The sequence below is a fragment of the Promineifilum sp. (SeqCode) genome (assembly GCF_041918635.1).
GTDB lineage: Bacteria > Chloroflexota > Anaerolineae > Promineifilales > Promineifilaceae > Promineifilum.
Genome location: NZ_JAYRVJ010000131.1, coordinates 1 through 14,683, shown reverse-complemented (window position 1 = coordinate 14,683; position 14,683 = coordinate 1). Strand labels below are relative to the sequence as shown.

Sequence of the window (14,683 nt, the reverse complement as noted above, 5' to 3'; positions counted from 1 at the left end):
CAAGAACAAAGTGCCCGCGCAACCCAGAAATTCACATATATGCCTGTTGGCAAACGCCGCCGAATGCCCCATAATGAAGCGCATGGACGAATGGCTCTTTCGTGATGAGCTTGAGTTGGCGGCGATTAACGTGCCGCGCGCGGCGCTCCAACTGGCCCGTATTATCGCTTATCCCGACCTGGACCTCGCCGGCTACATGATGGCGCTCCACGAGCTTTCGGAGACAGCCGCCGACAGCATCGATCCGCGCCTGCCTATACCAGAGCAGGTGGATAGGCTGTCAACCTTTCTCTTTGAGGAAGAGGGGTTTCGCGGCAACGCGGCCGACTATGGCGACCCGCGTAACAGCTTCCTCAACGAGGTGATTGACCGCCGGCTGGGCATACCCATTACCCTGTCAGTGCTCTACATCGACGTGGCCGAGCGCCTCGGCATCCCCGCTTATGGCATCGGTTTGCCCGGCCATTTCATCGTCGGCGTAGCCGGGCAGGATCCTGCCCACGTTCACTCCTCGGACCTTTGGCTCGATCCCTATCACGGCGGTCGCCGGCTAGACCTGAACGACTGCGCCGATTTGATCCGGCTGGCTACTGACTACCAAGGGCCGCTGGAGGCCAGTTGGTTCGCGCCTATGTCGCCGCGCAGCATTCTGGCCCGTATGCTGAATAACTTGCGCTCCAGCTACGTCCAGTCCGCCCAGTGGACAAGCGCCGAGCGCGTCATCCAGCTTTTGCGCCAGACGCAACCGGACGCCCCCGAGCACCTGCGCGATCTGGGTCTCGTCTACTATCACCAACGCCGCCTGTCTCAGGCCGCTCACTATCTCAACGCCTATCTCAATCAATCGCCGCAGGCCGATGACGCCCAGGTGATCCGCGACGGTATGAAAGATCTGCTGGACAGTTGGGTGCCGCTGAATTAGCGCCCATGCCGTAGTGTAAAGGTAACCTATGTCAGAGTCGTTCAACCAGACGTTAGCGTCTTTCTGGCGCGGCATCCGCTCGTCGCCGTGGCGAATGGCGCTGGCCGTCATTGTCTTGCTTGTGCTTCTCGTCCTATTGGCGCTTGGCGTGCGTTTTGTCTCTCTACAGTCGCGCTCGCTAGCTCTGCTCAACTGGCTTAACTTGCTACTCATTCCGGCCGTCCTGATCGCCGCCGCGGTCTGGCTCACCAGCGCCTGGCGGCGGACACAGCTGGAAGTGGCCCGCGCTCGCGACGAGCGGGCCATGGTTGAGTCTTACTACGACCGGCTGACTGACCTGCTGCTCTCCCGCGGACTGCGGCAAGCCGCTGTCGATGACGAGGTGTCACGGGCCGCGCGAGCACACACGTTGGCGATCTTGCGCCAGTTGGCCGGCGAGCACCGCGGCCCGGTGGTGCGTTTTCTATATGAGTCGGCGTTGCTCAATGCGGAACAACCGGCCGTCGATTTGCAGACTGCCGAACTAGGCGGGGCCGATCTATCGCGGGCGCAGATGCCGGGCATTAGTTTGCGCAACGTCGATCTGCGTGGGGCGCGCCTGGACGAGGCGTGCTTATCTGCCTCTGACCTGCGCGATGCGCAATTGGAAGGCGCTGATCTCAGCCGCGCCGATCTGAGCGAAAGCTATCTGCGCGGAGCCGTTTTGCGCAATGCCCAACTCTTTGGGGCCAAGCTTCGTGGGGCCATTCTGACCAAAGCGCTTTTGGCCGGCGCCGATTTGCGTGAGGCCGACCTGAGCGAGGCCAACCTGACCGGAGCGGACCTCTCCGGCGCCAATCTGGCCGGCGCCAACTTGAAGGGGGCCAAGCTGAACAACGCGCTGCTGACAGGGGCCACGCTGAGTGGCGCGGATGTGAGTCTGGCCAACCTGAATAAGGCCAATCTAGTCGGCGCGGAGGCGGCTGGCGCGGACTTTAGCGGGGCAAACCTGACGGGCGCGCAACTCAATGGGGCAAAGCTGAATGGGGCTGGCCTAGGTGGCTCTATCCTAAGCGAGGCCGACTTGACTGACGCCGAGTTACGCGAGGCCAATCTTAACCTGGCGAATCTACGCGGCGCGATGATGAACGGAGCCATCCTGAGCGGCGCGAATCTGCGCGATGCCATCATGGGGCGCATCTCGCTCAGTGGCGCCGATCTGACCGGCAGCGACTTGAGCCGCGCCAACCTGAGTATCGCCAATCTCAGCCGGGCCACGCTCAACCGGGCCAACCTGGAGGAGGCGGGCCTGAGCGGCGCAGACTTGCGCTCAGCCCACTTGCGCGGGGCCATCCTCCGCGGCGCGATCCTGCGCGGGGCTATCCTGAGTGACGCCGACCTGAGCCGGGCCGACCTGAGCCGGGCCAACCTGCGTTGGGCCAACCTGAGCAACGCGAACCTGACCGGGGCCGATTTGAACGAGGTCGATCTGACGGATGCCGAGGTCTCGCAGCAGAGCCTTGACAAGGCGCGGTCAGTGAGCAAGGTGGAACGGCTGGACGCGGGAGATCAGGGCGGCCGGGGCGTGGGTGAGCACACCGCCGCGCCGGGGCCATTGGCGCAGACGCAAACGGGGCCTTTTCCCAGCCCGCGCACACCCACCTATCAGCGGCCGACCAGCGCCAAATCGAATCCCACAGAGCCACCCCCGGCCAAGACAGAGTAGGAGCTAGGGACTAGGAAAGAGCGCTCTTCCCTAGACCCTAGTCCCTAACTCCTAATTCCAGGCCAGTTGGCTGCGCGTTTGCCAGTACTGCTCGGCCGGTTCGGCCAGTGACTCAAGCCGCCGGGCCACTTCAGGCGTCTGTAGCCGGGCCAGGTCTATCTCAGTTGCTTTGACATTGGACAACAGGTGGTCGGTGCGAGCCGCGCCGCTGAGGATAACAGCGCGCTCGGCCCAGGGTTGGGCCAGGGCGGCGGCCAGAGCCAGCGCGTCGATAGATGGAGCGCCGTCGGGCGTGCCCACCGCGGCGGCGACCTCCTCCAGCAACTGGCGTTTGGCGGTGAAGGCGAGATCGTTGTTGCGTTCTGTCAGACGGCCGTTGGCCAGGGCTTCCTTAATGATGATGCCCATGCCGGCCTGGTGGGCTTCCAACAGCGCCGGGCCAACCTCGCGCGCCAGCAGGTTCCACGTCGCCTGCACGCTCCGGAAGAGCGGCGCGCCGCCGCTCTCGATAGTCAGCGCCTTGCGCAACGTGTCGGCCTGTTGCGGGCCGCTCAGCGATAGGCCGATTACCAACCCTTCGTCGCGCAGCCGGGCCAACTCATCGAGGACTTGGCCGTTGTCGAGTACGCCGCTGTCGAGTGTCGCGGAGTGAATCTGGTAAAGCCCCAGATAGTCACCCAGCCAGTCGCGGCTCTCCTCGATCTGGCGGCGCAGCACGGGCAGGGTGTGCTCTTTAACTTCGTGCTTCTCGGCCTCGACGCGCCAGCCAGCGGTGTAGGTATAGCCCCACTTCGATCCGACGGCCACGTCGGCCGGCGGGATGGCCCGTCCGCGCAGCCAGCCGGCCAGGAACTGTTCCGCCCGCCCGTAGGAGCGCGCCGCGTCGAAGTAGCGAACACCGGCCGCCCAGGCAGCGTCGAGCACCTCGTGGGCATGTTGCTCCATGGCCGCGACGTCATAGTCGTGGCCGATATCGGTCGCGTGGCCGAGATTAATGTAGCCCGGCCGGCCCAACGCCGCCATGCCCAGCCCGATGGGGGTGACGGCGAGCGCTGTGGCTCCGAACGGATGTCGCTTCATCTTGGTTAGTGTCGCCATACTAGAGTTACTCCCTCTGCTCGACGGCAGTATACTTGGGTGGTTCACAATCCGGCAAGACCTACCAGTCTGATCCCGAAGGGAGTTATCTATGACGATTAGTTCAGCCACGAGCGGCCGGACGCCACTGGCGCTGGCCTTCACCTCTTTCGTGGCGATTGGAACGGTAAATGGTGTACTAGGTGTCGCCTGGCCCTCCATTCAAGCGAGTTTCGGCCTGCCACTCGACGCGCTGGCCTGGCTTCTCACCAGCTCGACCATCGGGTTTTTCGCCGGCAGCGTGTTGGCCGCACAACTTATCGAGAAACTGGGCTTCGGTCGTTTTCTCCTGATATGCAGCTTTGTGGCCGCGCTGGCCGTATTTGGCTACGTCATTGCCCCGAGTTGGTGGGTGATGGTAGCGTGTGGGCTTTTTGTCGGCGTAGGCGGCGGGGCGATGTCCACCGGGCTTAACATCCAGGTCGCGGCGACCAGCACCGTGCGCACGATGAACTGGATGCACGCCAGTTTTAGCGTGGGCGCGTCCATCGGCCCGTTGCTCATGACGGCCATTATCGGCGCCGGCCAAAGCTGGCGGCTAGGCTACATCGTGGCCGGGTTGGTCTACCTGGGTCTGGGATTGGCATTTCTCGCCGCGCTGAGGCAAGGCAGCTTCTTCGATGCCCCTCGCTCGCTATCCGATGAAAGGGAATACAACCTGCCAAAGGTTGCACGACGGACCCGCCCGGCTGAGACGTTGCGGCTGCCGGTAATATGGCTGAGCGTTGTACTGTTCTTCCTCTACACCGGGGTAGAAGCGAGCGCCGGCCAATGGGCCTACAGCCTGTTCACCGAGGCGCGTGGGGTATCCACCTACGTGGCCGGGGCGATGATCAGTGTGTTTTGGGCCATGCTGGCGTTGGGTCGCATCGTGTTCGGCGCGGCGGCCGTTCGCATCGGCGTCGAGCGCCTGCTGCGTCTGGCCATGATCGGCGTACTGCTGTCGGCGGCGCTGCTCGTCGTGCGCGTGACGCCGGTCGGCTTTGCCGCCCTGGCCTTGATGGGTCTCTCGCTGTCGATCATCTTTCCCACCCTGACCGCCCACACGCCCCGGCGCGTCGGCATTGACCATGCCGCCAACGCCATCAGCTTCCAGACCGGCGCGGCCAGCATCGGCCTGGCCCTGTTGCCCAGCCTGGCTGGCTTCCTGGCGGCGCGGGTCGGCCTGGAGTCACTCGGCCCATTCCTGGTCGTTGGGTCGCTGCTGATGTTGACGGCCAATCAGGTCGCGAGCCGGTTGGCCCGGCGCAGCCGGCCTGTGGCCGAGAAAACCGTGGCCGGCTCGACGCCGCGCTGAGCGAAGAAGTAGGCGCAGACCTGTGTGTCTGCTCCTACCCATCCATCCATTCCCTCAGCCGCTCTTCCAAAAGGCCGTAGCCGGTATGGTGGACTTCCAGGGGCAGTTCCAGCGTGGCCGCCACTTCAGCCGCCTTCGCCAGCAGTTCCGGCCGGCCGCTCTGGGTCAGGAAGACGAGCCGGCGATAGTTGCGGAAGTACTCTTCCTTTAGTTGGGGAAACCGATCCAGCCCCAACCCACGCCATATCGTGCCCCGGAAGCCGCGTACCAGAAAGTCAGTCAGGAAGAAGGTTCCCGGCTCCTCTTCCATCAGCGCGTCGAATAGCGCCCCGCCGTACATCTCGTAGCAGTGCGGCCCGTCGATGCGCTGCAACCCCTCCCGCGCCAGAAACGCATCGAGCGCCCCGCGCGATCCACAGTCGCCGAAGACCACCAGCACCCGGTCGTATTGCTCGCGAATGGCCCGAAACCTGCGTTCCACGTCCGGCGCGATCCGATCGGGGTACATATGATCGATGGCCGGAATGCCGTAGACGTCTGCCTCCCAACCGTGGCGGTCAACGATGTCCAGCACCTCGCGCGCCAGCGCCCCGCAGATGATGAACGCGGTTTTCATGCGTGACCTATTCACCCATCCCGCCCGACAGCAGGGCAGCGCTCGCTTGGCTTTTCAGGGAAGCCCGCCGTCGTTGCTGGATTTCGACAAGCTGGTTGGTATGCTCGATGTCGTGGTTGACCAGGTCTTGCACAAAGAAGCGCAAGGTCATCCGGCCTTCGCCTTCGTGAAAGGCGGCGCGCTGCCAGGCGGCGGGAGGCAACCCTTGCAGGAAAGTCAGGGTCGTCGCGCGTTTCATGCGGAATTGCTCGGCTAGTTGCATGATGTCCCGTGTTGCCCACGCCGCCTCGTCGGCCGCACGGGAAACGGCGCTGTGGAGGGCGGGCAACGACGGCTCATTCTCGGCCAGAATACGCCTCAGATGGGCCAGGTAGAGAAGCTCCATCCTGCAGAGATGGTTCAGCACATCACGGCACGACCAGCTATCGGGTTCCGGCCGCCAGACCGCCGCGGTCTCGTCGAGAGCGCGCGTCAGCCGCTCCACGTCGGCCGGGGTAGAGGCCAATGCCTCGAGGAGGATCGCCCGCTTGGTCATTCACCGCTACCGAGATTCTGAGTCATCTGTAAAGCACCCTAACGCTTTCGGGTTAAGTGCGCGGGATTATAGCTGTGGGTAGCTCCATTCACAACCCGTTGACGCCTTGGACTTCACCGTCCGTCCTCCCAGAGGTTGCACTTCAACGAACATATGTTATAGTGATCGCGCTCCGCTGGATTCATCCTCGTTCGCATTCTGGCATAGCAGCGGGAACAGCGGCGCGCGACGCCATGAGATGAACCGCCGCTGCAGGACGATTACTGGTAGGTCGCGCGCGACGAACCAAGGTGTTAACTACCGACGCTCCCCTTTCGAGTAGACCCGGACTCCGGCCAGGGTCCGCTTCTTCCGTTTTGCCCCGCACAACAACCCGATGCCTTCAGCCGGCGCTGTGGTCGTTTTGTCATGGTCACCCCGGCCAGCAGGAGGTGATGCCGGCGAAACGAACTCGCCGCGCGTTGGAAGTTAACTTAGCGTGCGGCCGTCCTGCTTTCGGGGCGCCGTCAAGCTTGGAGGAGAAGTGCTTATGAAGATGCGGAGAGTATCCAAGAAAGAGATGGAGAAGATTCATCCAGCCATCCCCGCCGCGTACGAGAAGCTGGAGCAGGGGCGTATCTCGCGCCGCGAGTTCATGCGCTTTGCCACCCTGCTGGGCATGTCGGCTGCCACCGCAACCATCGCCGCCGCCTGCGCTCCGGCTAACAACACCGGCCAGGTTGCGGCTACCTCAGCCCCGGCCGAGGTAGGAGCGCCAACCGGAGAGCCTGCGCCCACCGAGGCCCCAGCCGCCGGCGCGCCCAAACGGGGCGGCGTCATTACCAAGGCGATGCAGCTACAACTGCTTGACCATCCGGCCCGCCTCTCCTGGTTGGAGGGGGCCAACGTCGTTCGCCAGATCAGCGAATACCTGACCGAGACGGGCAGCGACAATATCACCCGCCCCTACCTGCTCGACCGCTGGCAGGCCAGCGAGGATGTCAAGACCTGGGACCTATACCTCAAACAGGGGGTGACGTTCAACAACGGCGACACGATGACGGCTGACGATGTGATGTTTACCTTCGGCGAGTGGCTGAATCCCGACGTCGGCTCATCCATGCTCGGTCTGCTGTCCTACCTGAGTGGCATGCAGGACGTTGAGAAGGTGGACGACTACCACATCCGGCTGCACCTGCAAACGGCCAACATCGGCGTGCCGGAACACCTCTTCCACTACCCGGCGGTCATCCTGCACCGGAACTTCGGCGGCGACATTGTCCAGTCCCCGGTGGGCACGGGCGCATTCACGTTGGAGGAGTTCGCCGAGGGCGAACGCGCGGTGTGCACGCGCCGGACCGACTACTGGCGCAATGGGGCCGACGGCCAGCCGCTCCCCTATCTCGAACAGGTTGTGTACGTCTCGACCGACAAGGACGCGGCTGTTGCCGCCCTCCAGGCCGGGCAAGTGGATTCGTTGTACGACCCCCGTCCGCCGGATTGGCAAGCGCTAAAAGACGTGGCCGGCCTGGCGACCCGCTCGGTCAGCACGGCGCAATGCCTGGTGCTGCGCATGCGCGTCGATGGCGAGCCGTGGGATGACAACCGCGTGCGCACAGCCCTGAAAATGTCGCAGGACCGCGAGAAGATCCTGCAACTCTCCTACTTCGGCGAGGGCGACCTCTCCCTCGATGCCCACGTCGCGCCCATCCATCCGGAGTTCTGCGAGCAGCCCATTCCCCCTTACGATCCCGAGGGGGCGCGCGCCTTGATGGAGGAGTACGCGGCCGAGAAGGGCATCGAGTTGCCTATCAAGGTCGTCCTCTCTACCAAGAATGACCAGAACGAGCCGGAGATCGCCCAGGCGCTGAAGGAGCTGGCGCTGCCGGCCGGCTTCGATATCGAGTTGGACATCACCGAGCCGGATGGCTACTGGGATCGCTGGACGGAAGTGCCGCTGGGCATCACCGCCTGGACGCACCGGCCGCTGGGCACGATGGTGTTGCCGCTGGCCTACATCCAGGAGGCCATCGGCGCGTGGAACGAGACGCGCTGGTCAGACCCGGAGTTCGAGACGCTGCTGCGTCAGGCCGAGGCCACGCTGGACGTGGAGGAGCGCCGCGCGATCATGTGCAATATCCAGACCATCATGCAGGATCGCGGCCCCATCGGCAATAGCTACTGGAAGCGCGTCTGGAACATCACCCATGAGCGGTTCGAGGGTATCCAGGCCCATCCCACGGCTTTTGATTTCTTCTATGAGGTGTTCGACAAGACACTGTAGTGAAGAGTGGTCAGTGGTCAGTAAGACTGACCACTGACCACTGACCACTGACCTCTAGCCCATGGCCCGCTTTCTCCTCCGCAGCCTCATCTCCACCTTCGTGACCATGTTCCTGGTGTCCGTGTTGCTTTGGGTACTGCTGGAGGTTGCCTCGGGCGACGTGACGGTGAAGCTGCTTGGTGTGTTCTCCACGCCTGAACAGCGCGCTTCCTACCACGCGCAGTTGGGTCTGGACGCGCCCACCTGGCAGCGCTACCTTGACTGGCTGATCGGCAACGATTGGCGGGCCGAAGCCCAGGTGGGCTACCCGCTGATCACGGTGCAAAACCAGGTCACGGGCGAACGGGTCTGGTGGGCTGACGTGGCCGGGGTTCCCACCCAGTGGCAACTGGATGGCGACGCGCTCATCGTCTCGCAGCGACAACTCGATGGAACCATCGTTACCGCGCCGGCCGATGCCGCCTGGTCGCGCGACGAGAACGGCGTCGAGTACTTCTGGGGCGTAGACGGGAACGGCAGCGCCGTCAAATGGGTGCGCGGACAGGGGGCCGAAGTCTGGGTGCTGACCAAGTCCGGCTTGCGCAAGGAGGGCGATGGGCCGCAAGTCTACATCCCGTTGCGTAAAGGGCTGCTGCGGGGCGATCCGGGCATCTCGCTCCAGACGGGACGGCCGGTGTCGGTGACGCTATTCCCGCGCCTGCGCAACTCCGTCATCCTGGCCGCCGTGGCCTTCGCCGTTGTCATGCCGTTAGCCCTCTTGTTGGGCATCGTGGCCGGTGTCAACGAGGGCAGAGCCATCGACCGCACTATCTCTATTGTGGGCCTGACGCTGACGGCCACGCCGGAGTTCGTTACCGGTATCTTCCTGATCCTGATCTTCGGCATCTGGCTGAAGATCGTCCCCGCCGTCGCCATTTTCACGACGCCCAACGCCATCTTCGAGAACCCGAGTTTGCTCGTCCTGCCCGTCATGACGCTGACGGCTGTTGAATTGGGCTACGTCGCTCGCATGACGCGCGCCAGCATGGTCGAAGTGATGGACACGCCCTACATCCGCACGGCCATCATCAAGGGCATGCCGCGCGGCCGGGTCATCTTTCGCCACGCGGTGCGCAACGCGCTGCTGGCGCCGATCACGATCATCATGCTGCACGTGAACTGGCTCATCGGCGGCCTGGTGGTTGTGGAGGTCATCTTTGGCTATCCCGGTCTGGGCCAGTACATCTACGACGCGGCCGTCTTCGGCGATTTCAATGCCATCGAAGCGGCGGCGATGATTATGGTCGTCGTTGCCGTCGGCACGCGGCTCATCGGCGACTTCGCTTACACCTTGCTCAATCCGCGCATCCGCTACGCGTGAAGAAAATCATCCGCAGATTAGGCAAGTTTTGAGGGACGTTGTATGGCGACACCGCAGCTACCTGGCTCTCAGACCCTGCCGGTGACCGGGCCGGCGCGGCGGCGGCTGTGGTCGGGCCTGTCCATCATCTTCGAATCACGCATCGCCACCATCGGCCTGTTCATGGTGCTGTTTTGGATCGTCGTGGGCCTGATCTCATTCGTCTGGACGCCCTATCCCCCCAATTCCAGCCTCTTCACGCAGAACTTGCCGCCCAACTCCGCCAACTTGCTGGGGACGGATAATCTCGGCCGCGACACACTCTCCCGGCTCATGGTAGGCACGCAGGTCGTTCTGCTGAAGACCCGCATCCCTGTCGGCGACAGGACGATCTCCATCCCTCTCGGCGTCGCCATCTGGGGCGTGCTGGGCTCGCTGGCCTTCGGTACCTTCCTGGGCCAGATCGCCGGCTACCGGCGCGGCTGGTGGGATCAGGGGATCATGCAGGTGCTCGATGCCTTCGTCGCTTTCCCCAGCATCGTGCTCTACCTGGTGGTCATCGCCGCTCTCAACCGCGGCGACCTGGTGGTCATCTTGGCCATCGCCATCACCGGCGCGCCGGGCGTGGCCCGTCTGGCGCGCGGCCTGACCCTGGATATCAGTACCCGCGACTACGTCCGCGCTGCGGAAACGCGCGGCGAGAGCAAATGGTACATCATGTTCCGCGAGATATTGCCCAACGCCCGCGGCCCGCTGCTGGTCGATTCCATGTTGCGCGTCGGCTATGCCATCTTCGCCATCGGCACACTGGGCTTTCTGGGCCTCGGTCTGCCGCCCCCCGATCCCGATTGGGGCTCGATGGTCAACGAGGCCCGTCGCTTCATGTTCTCCAGCGCCTGGGGCGTCCTGTGGCCGTCGCTGGCTATCTCGTCGCTGGTGGTTGGCCTCAGCCTGTTGGCCGATGGGCTGCGTGAAGAGTTGACTAGATACCAGAGATAGGGACTAGGGACTAGGGAAGGGCGCTCTTCCCTAGTCCCTAGCCCCTAACCCCTAGTGCTCTGTTAGCATGATTGCTGAACTTTTACAATCGGATAAAGTCGCTTCAGTCGGATGCGCGCATCTTCCGTTGTGAAGCGCCAATCAATTCCGACTTGCTTTTGATTGCGCTCCCTTTGCCACGCTTCGGCTTTCGCTGTCACTGTTTTAATATCCGGTAAGCGCGACTTCAGACGTTGGCGCCTTAAAACCGACAGTTCACACTCAGCCATATTCAGCCAACTGGCATGGACTGGTGTGTAATGCCACTCGAGCTTGCCGGCAATGCGGCGCGCCTCAGGTGGTGCAAACCGCTCGTACAAGCAAGCGGCATGATGGATGTTGAGATTATCGGTCACCAGCACGACCTTCCTGGCTGTGGCATACACGTCATCAACCAACTCCTTGAGCACCTGGGCAAAATCCAGCTTGGTGCGCTGCGGGCTGACCCAAACCTTGCGAAAGCCGGCCAGCGGTTCAACGGCCAGAAAAACCGAGCATTGACCATGTCGCTCGTATTCATGGTCTTCCCGTTTGGCCTGACCGGGTTCCATGGGGAGTGAACCACGCGGCGTTGACCGTAACACCTTCTGGATTTCATCCAGGCACACTTGCGGATAGTCGGCATTGTAAGGTCGTTGGTAGACGTCGAGAATCTCTTCCATCTGCGCCACAAAGCGTGACCCTGGCTGCGGCATATTCCACGATTTTACTTGCCAGGGCTTAAGTTCATTTTTTTGAGCGCCTCGCCCACGGCCACATGGCTGATAGAATCGATGATTTCCAGCGACACCAATCTATCGGCCAGTAGACGCAGGGTCCAACGGTCATACCCTTCAGGTGGGTTACTGCAAGCCAACGCCACGAGATGGGCTTCCACTTCACCGTCGATCTTGGGCTTGGCACCGGGTCGTGGCATTTCATACAAAGCACGGTTTAGCCCTTCGCTGAAGTAACGCTTTTTCAGGTTGTAAATAGTGCCCTGGCTGATCATCGCGGCATCAATCACTTGCTCGATGGTGCGTGTTTCACCTTCACTTCTGTCCAGAAGAAGGAGTGCGCGTGCTCGAGCAATGACCCGGGCCGAATGGACGCCAGACTTTATCATTTGTTCAAGTTCAGTTCGTTCGTTCTTTTGTAGATAGATATGTTGATGTGCACTCATGCCCCTATTTTGGGCAAAATCGATTCAATTACAAGCTCTAGCTTAACGATGCACTAGTAGTCTAACAAACAAATATTGCTGGACGAGCTAAAAGGTGGCATTCTTCGACCAAAACCAGGCCTGAGGAGCGAAGCGATGCCCACCAAACGATACAGGGTCACGTTAACAAATGAAGAGCGGGCGGAATTGGGCGGCGTGGTCAGCAAGGGCAAAGGTGCAGCCGGCCGAATGACGCGAGCTCGTATCTTGCTGATGGCCGATGAAAACCAGGTCGAAGGGGGCTGGAAAGATGCCGACATCGCCCGGGCCTTAGGCGTCCACGGACGAACGGTGGAGCGAATACGAGAGAAGTGTGTGGTCATGGGGTTGGAAGCGGCTCTCAACCATCGTCGGCCACAAAAGAGACGAGGCAAGGTGTTGGATGGGGCGGCTGAGGCGCGCTTGGCCCAATTGGCCTGTACGGAAGCGCCAGATGGACACGAACGCTGGAGCCTCCAAATGCTGGCCGATAAACTCATTGAATTAGAAGTGGTCGAGACCGTTTCGCGCGAGACGGTTCGAACCACGCTCAAAAAAATGAGCTTAAGCCCTGGTTGAAAGCGCAGTGGTGCATTCCGGAAAAGGAAAGTGCCGCGTTCGTCTGCGCCATGGAAGATGTGTTGGCCGTTTACCACCAACCCCACAACCCCCAACGTCCGCTTGTCTGCTTTGACGAGGGGAGTAAGCAGCAAACGAAAGAAACCCGTTTGCCCTTGCCGCCACAACCAGGCCATGTCGCCAAATATGACTACGAGTATGAACGGAATGGAACCAGCAACTTGTTTATCTGCTTTGCGCCCCTGGAAACGTGGCGACGGGTGAAAGTCACCGACCAACGGACGATGATTGACTTTGCCCATTGTATGCGCGACCTGGTTGATGTCCATTTCCCGGAAGCGGAGAAGATTGTGCTGGTCATGGATAACCTCAATACCCATAAGCTGGCGTCGCTCTACACCGCCTTTGCCCCCGCCGAAGCACGGCGTATCATCGACAAGCTGGAAATCCATTACACGCCCAAGCATGGCAGTTGGCTCAACATGGCTGAAATTGAACTGAGTGTCCTTCATCGACAGTGCCTTCAAGCACGTATCCCTGACCAGGCGACTTTGATGGACAAGGGTGCGGCCTGGCAGAAACGGCGCAACGCCGGTCGCTCAACAGTTCACTGGCGTTTTACCACCGAGGATGCTCGTATCACGTTACATCGCCTTTATCCGACAATAAATGTTTGTTAGACTACTAGCTACCTGACACAAAAAGGAGGATGACAGCCAAGGAACCTGTTACAGTTGAAAGTGACAAATCCACCAAACAGGAAAAGCCATGACCGTCATCCAAACCTATCATACAATGCTCGCCCAAATTCAGCATATCGTCCCGACAGGGCATCTCTATCGCCAGCGCGTTATGGCCTGGTTCATGACCGGCATCTACCTCGGCCGGACGGTGCATACGTCCAAGGTGGCCAACAAGATACCGGGCCAGGCGAAACGGGCCAGTTGCACACGTCGCCTGAGTCGGTTTCTGGCCAATGGTGCCATCCGTGTGCGGGCCTGGTATGAGGCAACGGTGACGGCCTTATTGCAGGCCGCGGCCCAGACCGGTCAGGTTCGCCTGATTATCGATGCCACCAAAGTTGCCCAAAACCATCAATTGCTGATGGTCGCTCTGGCTTACCGCCGGCGGGCGTTGCCAATCGCCTGGACCTGGGTGCGGGCAGCCAGGGGGCACAGTTCAGGGCGGAAACAAATCGCGCTGCTGAGTTACGTCCAGCGCCTGATGCCGCCAGAGACAAGGGTGGTCGTCACCGGTGACAGTGAATTCACCCCCTTGCAGATGCAACTGGAGAGTTGGGGCTGGTTCTACGTGCTGCGTCAGAAAGGCAGCCACCTGTATCGCCCTCAACCTGACCAGCCTTGGCAGCGCGTGGACTCGCTTCTGGATGGCCCCGGTCAGCAGTGTTGGTTGCCCGCCATCGAACTCACCGAACAACACCGGCTGCCGTGCAACTTCCTGGCTTATTGGCGTCGCGGCGAAAAGCAGCCCTGGTTGTTGGCCACCAATTTGCCTTCGGCCCGTCAGACCCTCCAGCAGTACAAGGTGCGCGCCTGGATCGAAGAGATGTTCGGCGATTTCAAACGCAATGGTGCTGACCTGCAACAGAGTCGCTTGCGTCATTTCCTGCGCCTCTCCCGCCTAACGCTGGTCGTCGCCTTGCTCTACGTCTGGGTCGTGGCCTTTGGCTCGGCGGTCATCAAACGTGGCCATCGTCATCTGGTCGACCGGGCTGACCGGCGCGACCTCAGCATCTTTCGTATCGGCTACGATATGTTGGAAAGGTGCCTTATCAATAACCTGCCTGTCTCGCTCAGGCTGGTGCCTTTCTTTACCTGATTTTTTGTGTCAGGTGACTAGGCAACTAACAACTAACAACTAATGAACTGGCTCCTCCAACCCCTCCAATACGTCTTCATCGTCCGCGCCCTGCTGGCGGCGGTGATCGTCGGCGTCGTCTGCTCCGTGCTGGGCGTCTACATCGTCCTGCGCGGCATGGCCTTCCTGGGCGATGCCATGTCCCACACCATCCTGCCCGGCGTCGTGGCCGCCTACTTCCTGGGCTGGCCGCT

14 protein-coding genes are annotated in these 14,683 nt (G+C 61.5%); 9 read left to right on the top strand and 5 right to left on the bottom strand.

Translation table 11 applies throughout. From position 1 onward, the window contains the following. The first annotated feature begins 82 nt into the window (after positions 1 to 82). Together ACE3UY_RS04465 and ACE3UY_RS04460 are read left to right on the top strand one after the other, a co-directional pair. On the top strand, positions 83 to 922 hold the full coding sequence (locus tag ACE3UY_RS04465) for a SirB1 family protein (protein ID WP_374686353.1): 840 nt from the start codon (positions 83 to 85) through the stop codon (positions 920 to 922). A gap of 28 nt (positions 923 to 950) precedes the next feature. Then, the gene (locus ACE3UY_RS04460; RefSeq protein ID WP_374686352.1) at positions 951 to 2,627 is read left to right on the top strand and encodes a pentapeptide repeat-containing protein; all 1,677 of its coding nucleotides are present in this window, start codon (positions 951 to 953) and stop codon (positions 2,625 to 2,627) included. Between the two features lie 51 nt (positions 2,628 to 2,678). On the opposite strand, the gene ACE3UY_RS04455 is transcribed toward ACE3UY_RS04460, so the two are convergent. Continuing rightward, a complete protein-coding gene (locus ACE3UY_RS04455; RefSeq protein WP_374686351.1) occupies positions 2,679 to 3,725 on the bottom strand; it encodes an aldo/keto reductase in 1,047 nt (348 codons plus the stop codon). A 91-nt stretch (positions 3,726 to 3,816) separates the two neighbouring features. Between ACE3UY_RS04455 and ACE3UY_RS04450 the strand changes: the two genes are divergently transcribed. Then, entirely contained in the window at positions 3,817 to 5,061 is a 1,245-nt protein-coding gene (locus ACE3UY_RS04450; RefSeq protein WP_374686350.1) for a sugar MFS transporter, read from the top strand. Positions 5,062 to 5,095: 34 nt separating this feature from the next. Here ACE3UY_RS04450 and ACE3UY_RS04445 read toward each other — a convergent pair whose 3' ends face one another. Then, entirely contained in the window at positions 5,096 to 5,677 is a 582-nt protein-coding gene (locus ACE3UY_RS04445; RefSeq protein ID WP_374686349.1) for a DUF1638 domain-containing protein, read from the bottom strand. Positions 5,678 to 5,684: 7 nt separating this feature from the next. Continuing rightward, positions 5,685 to 6,212 carry a DinB family protein gene (locus ACE3UY_RS04440; protein ID WP_374686348.1) on the bottom strand — a complete coding sequence of 176 codons (528 nt, stop codon included), beginning with the start codon at positions 6,210 to 6,212 and terminating at the stop codon, positions 5,685 to 5,687. Positions 6,213 to 6,741: 529 nt separating this feature from the next. Between ACE3UY_RS04440 and ACE3UY_RS04435 the strand changes: the two genes are divergently transcribed. The 3 genes from ACE3UY_RS04435 (at position 6,742) to ACE3UY_RS04425 (ending at position 10,813) form a co-directional block, all read left to right on the top strand. Then, positions 6,742 to 8,475 (top strand): ABC transporter substrate-binding protein, encoded by a 1,734-nt coding sequence (locus ACE3UY_RS04435; RefSeq protein WP_374686347.1) that lies wholly within the window; start codon positions 6,742 to 6,744, stop codon positions 8,473 to 8,475. Between the two features lie 61 nt (positions 8,476 to 8,536). After that, on the top strand, positions 8,537 to 9,835 hold the full coding sequence (locus ACE3UY_RS04430; protein WP_374686346.1) for an ABC transporter permease: 1,299 nt from the start codon (positions 8,537 to 8,539) through the stop codon (positions 9,833 to 9,835). 42 nt (positions 9,836 to 9,877) lie between these two features. Further along, positions 9,878 to 10,813, top strand: coding sequence for an ABC transporter permease (locus tag ACE3UY_RS04425; RefSeq protein WP_374686345.1), 936 nt, complete (start codon positions 9,878 to 9,880; stop codon positions 10,811 to 10,813). A gap of 62 nt (positions 10,814 to 10,875) precedes the next feature. Here ACE3UY_RS04425 and ACE3UY_RS04420 read toward each other — a convergent pair whose 3' ends face one another. After that, the gene (locus ACE3UY_RS04420; RefSeq protein ID WP_374686344.1) at positions 10,876 to 11,547 is read right to left on the bottom strand and encodes an IS630 family transposase; all 672 of its coding nucleotides are present in this window, start codon (positions 11,545 to 11,547) and stop codon (positions 10,876 to 10,878) included. Between the two features lie 11 nt (positions 11,548 to 11,558). After that, entirely contained in the window at positions 11,559 to 12,014 is a 456-nt protein-coding gene (locus tag ACE3UY_RS04415) for a helix-turn-helix domain-containing protein (protein WP_374686343.1), read from the bottom strand. Between the two features lie 135 nt (positions 12,015 to 12,149). On the opposite strand from ACE3UY_RS04415, the gene ACE3UY_RS04410 reads away from it, so the two are divergent. The 3 genes from ACE3UY_RS04410 to ACE3UY_RS04400 form a co-directional block, all read left to right on the top strand. After that, a protein-coding gene (locus ACE3UY_RS04410) for an IS630 family transposase (RefSeq protein ID WP_374686342.1) occupies positions 12,150 to 13,291 on the top strand; the annotation gives its coding sequence in 2 pieces (ribosomal slippage) (positions 12,150 to 12,585 and positions 12,585 to 13,291; 1,143 coding nt in all). Between the two features lie 88 nt (positions 13,292 to 13,379). Continuing rightward, positions 13,380 to 14,450: an IS4 family transposase gene (locus ACE3UY_RS04405; RefSeq protein WP_374686341.1), complete on the top strand. Its 1,071-nt coding sequence runs from the start codon at positions 13,380 to 13,382 to the stop codon at positions 14,448 to 14,450. A gap of 42 nt (positions 14,451 to 14,492) precedes the next feature. Beyond that, on the top strand, positions 14,493 to 14,683 hold a 191-nt coding region (locus ACE3UY_RS04400; RefSeq protein WP_374686340.1), incomplete at its 3' end, for a metal ABC transporter permease.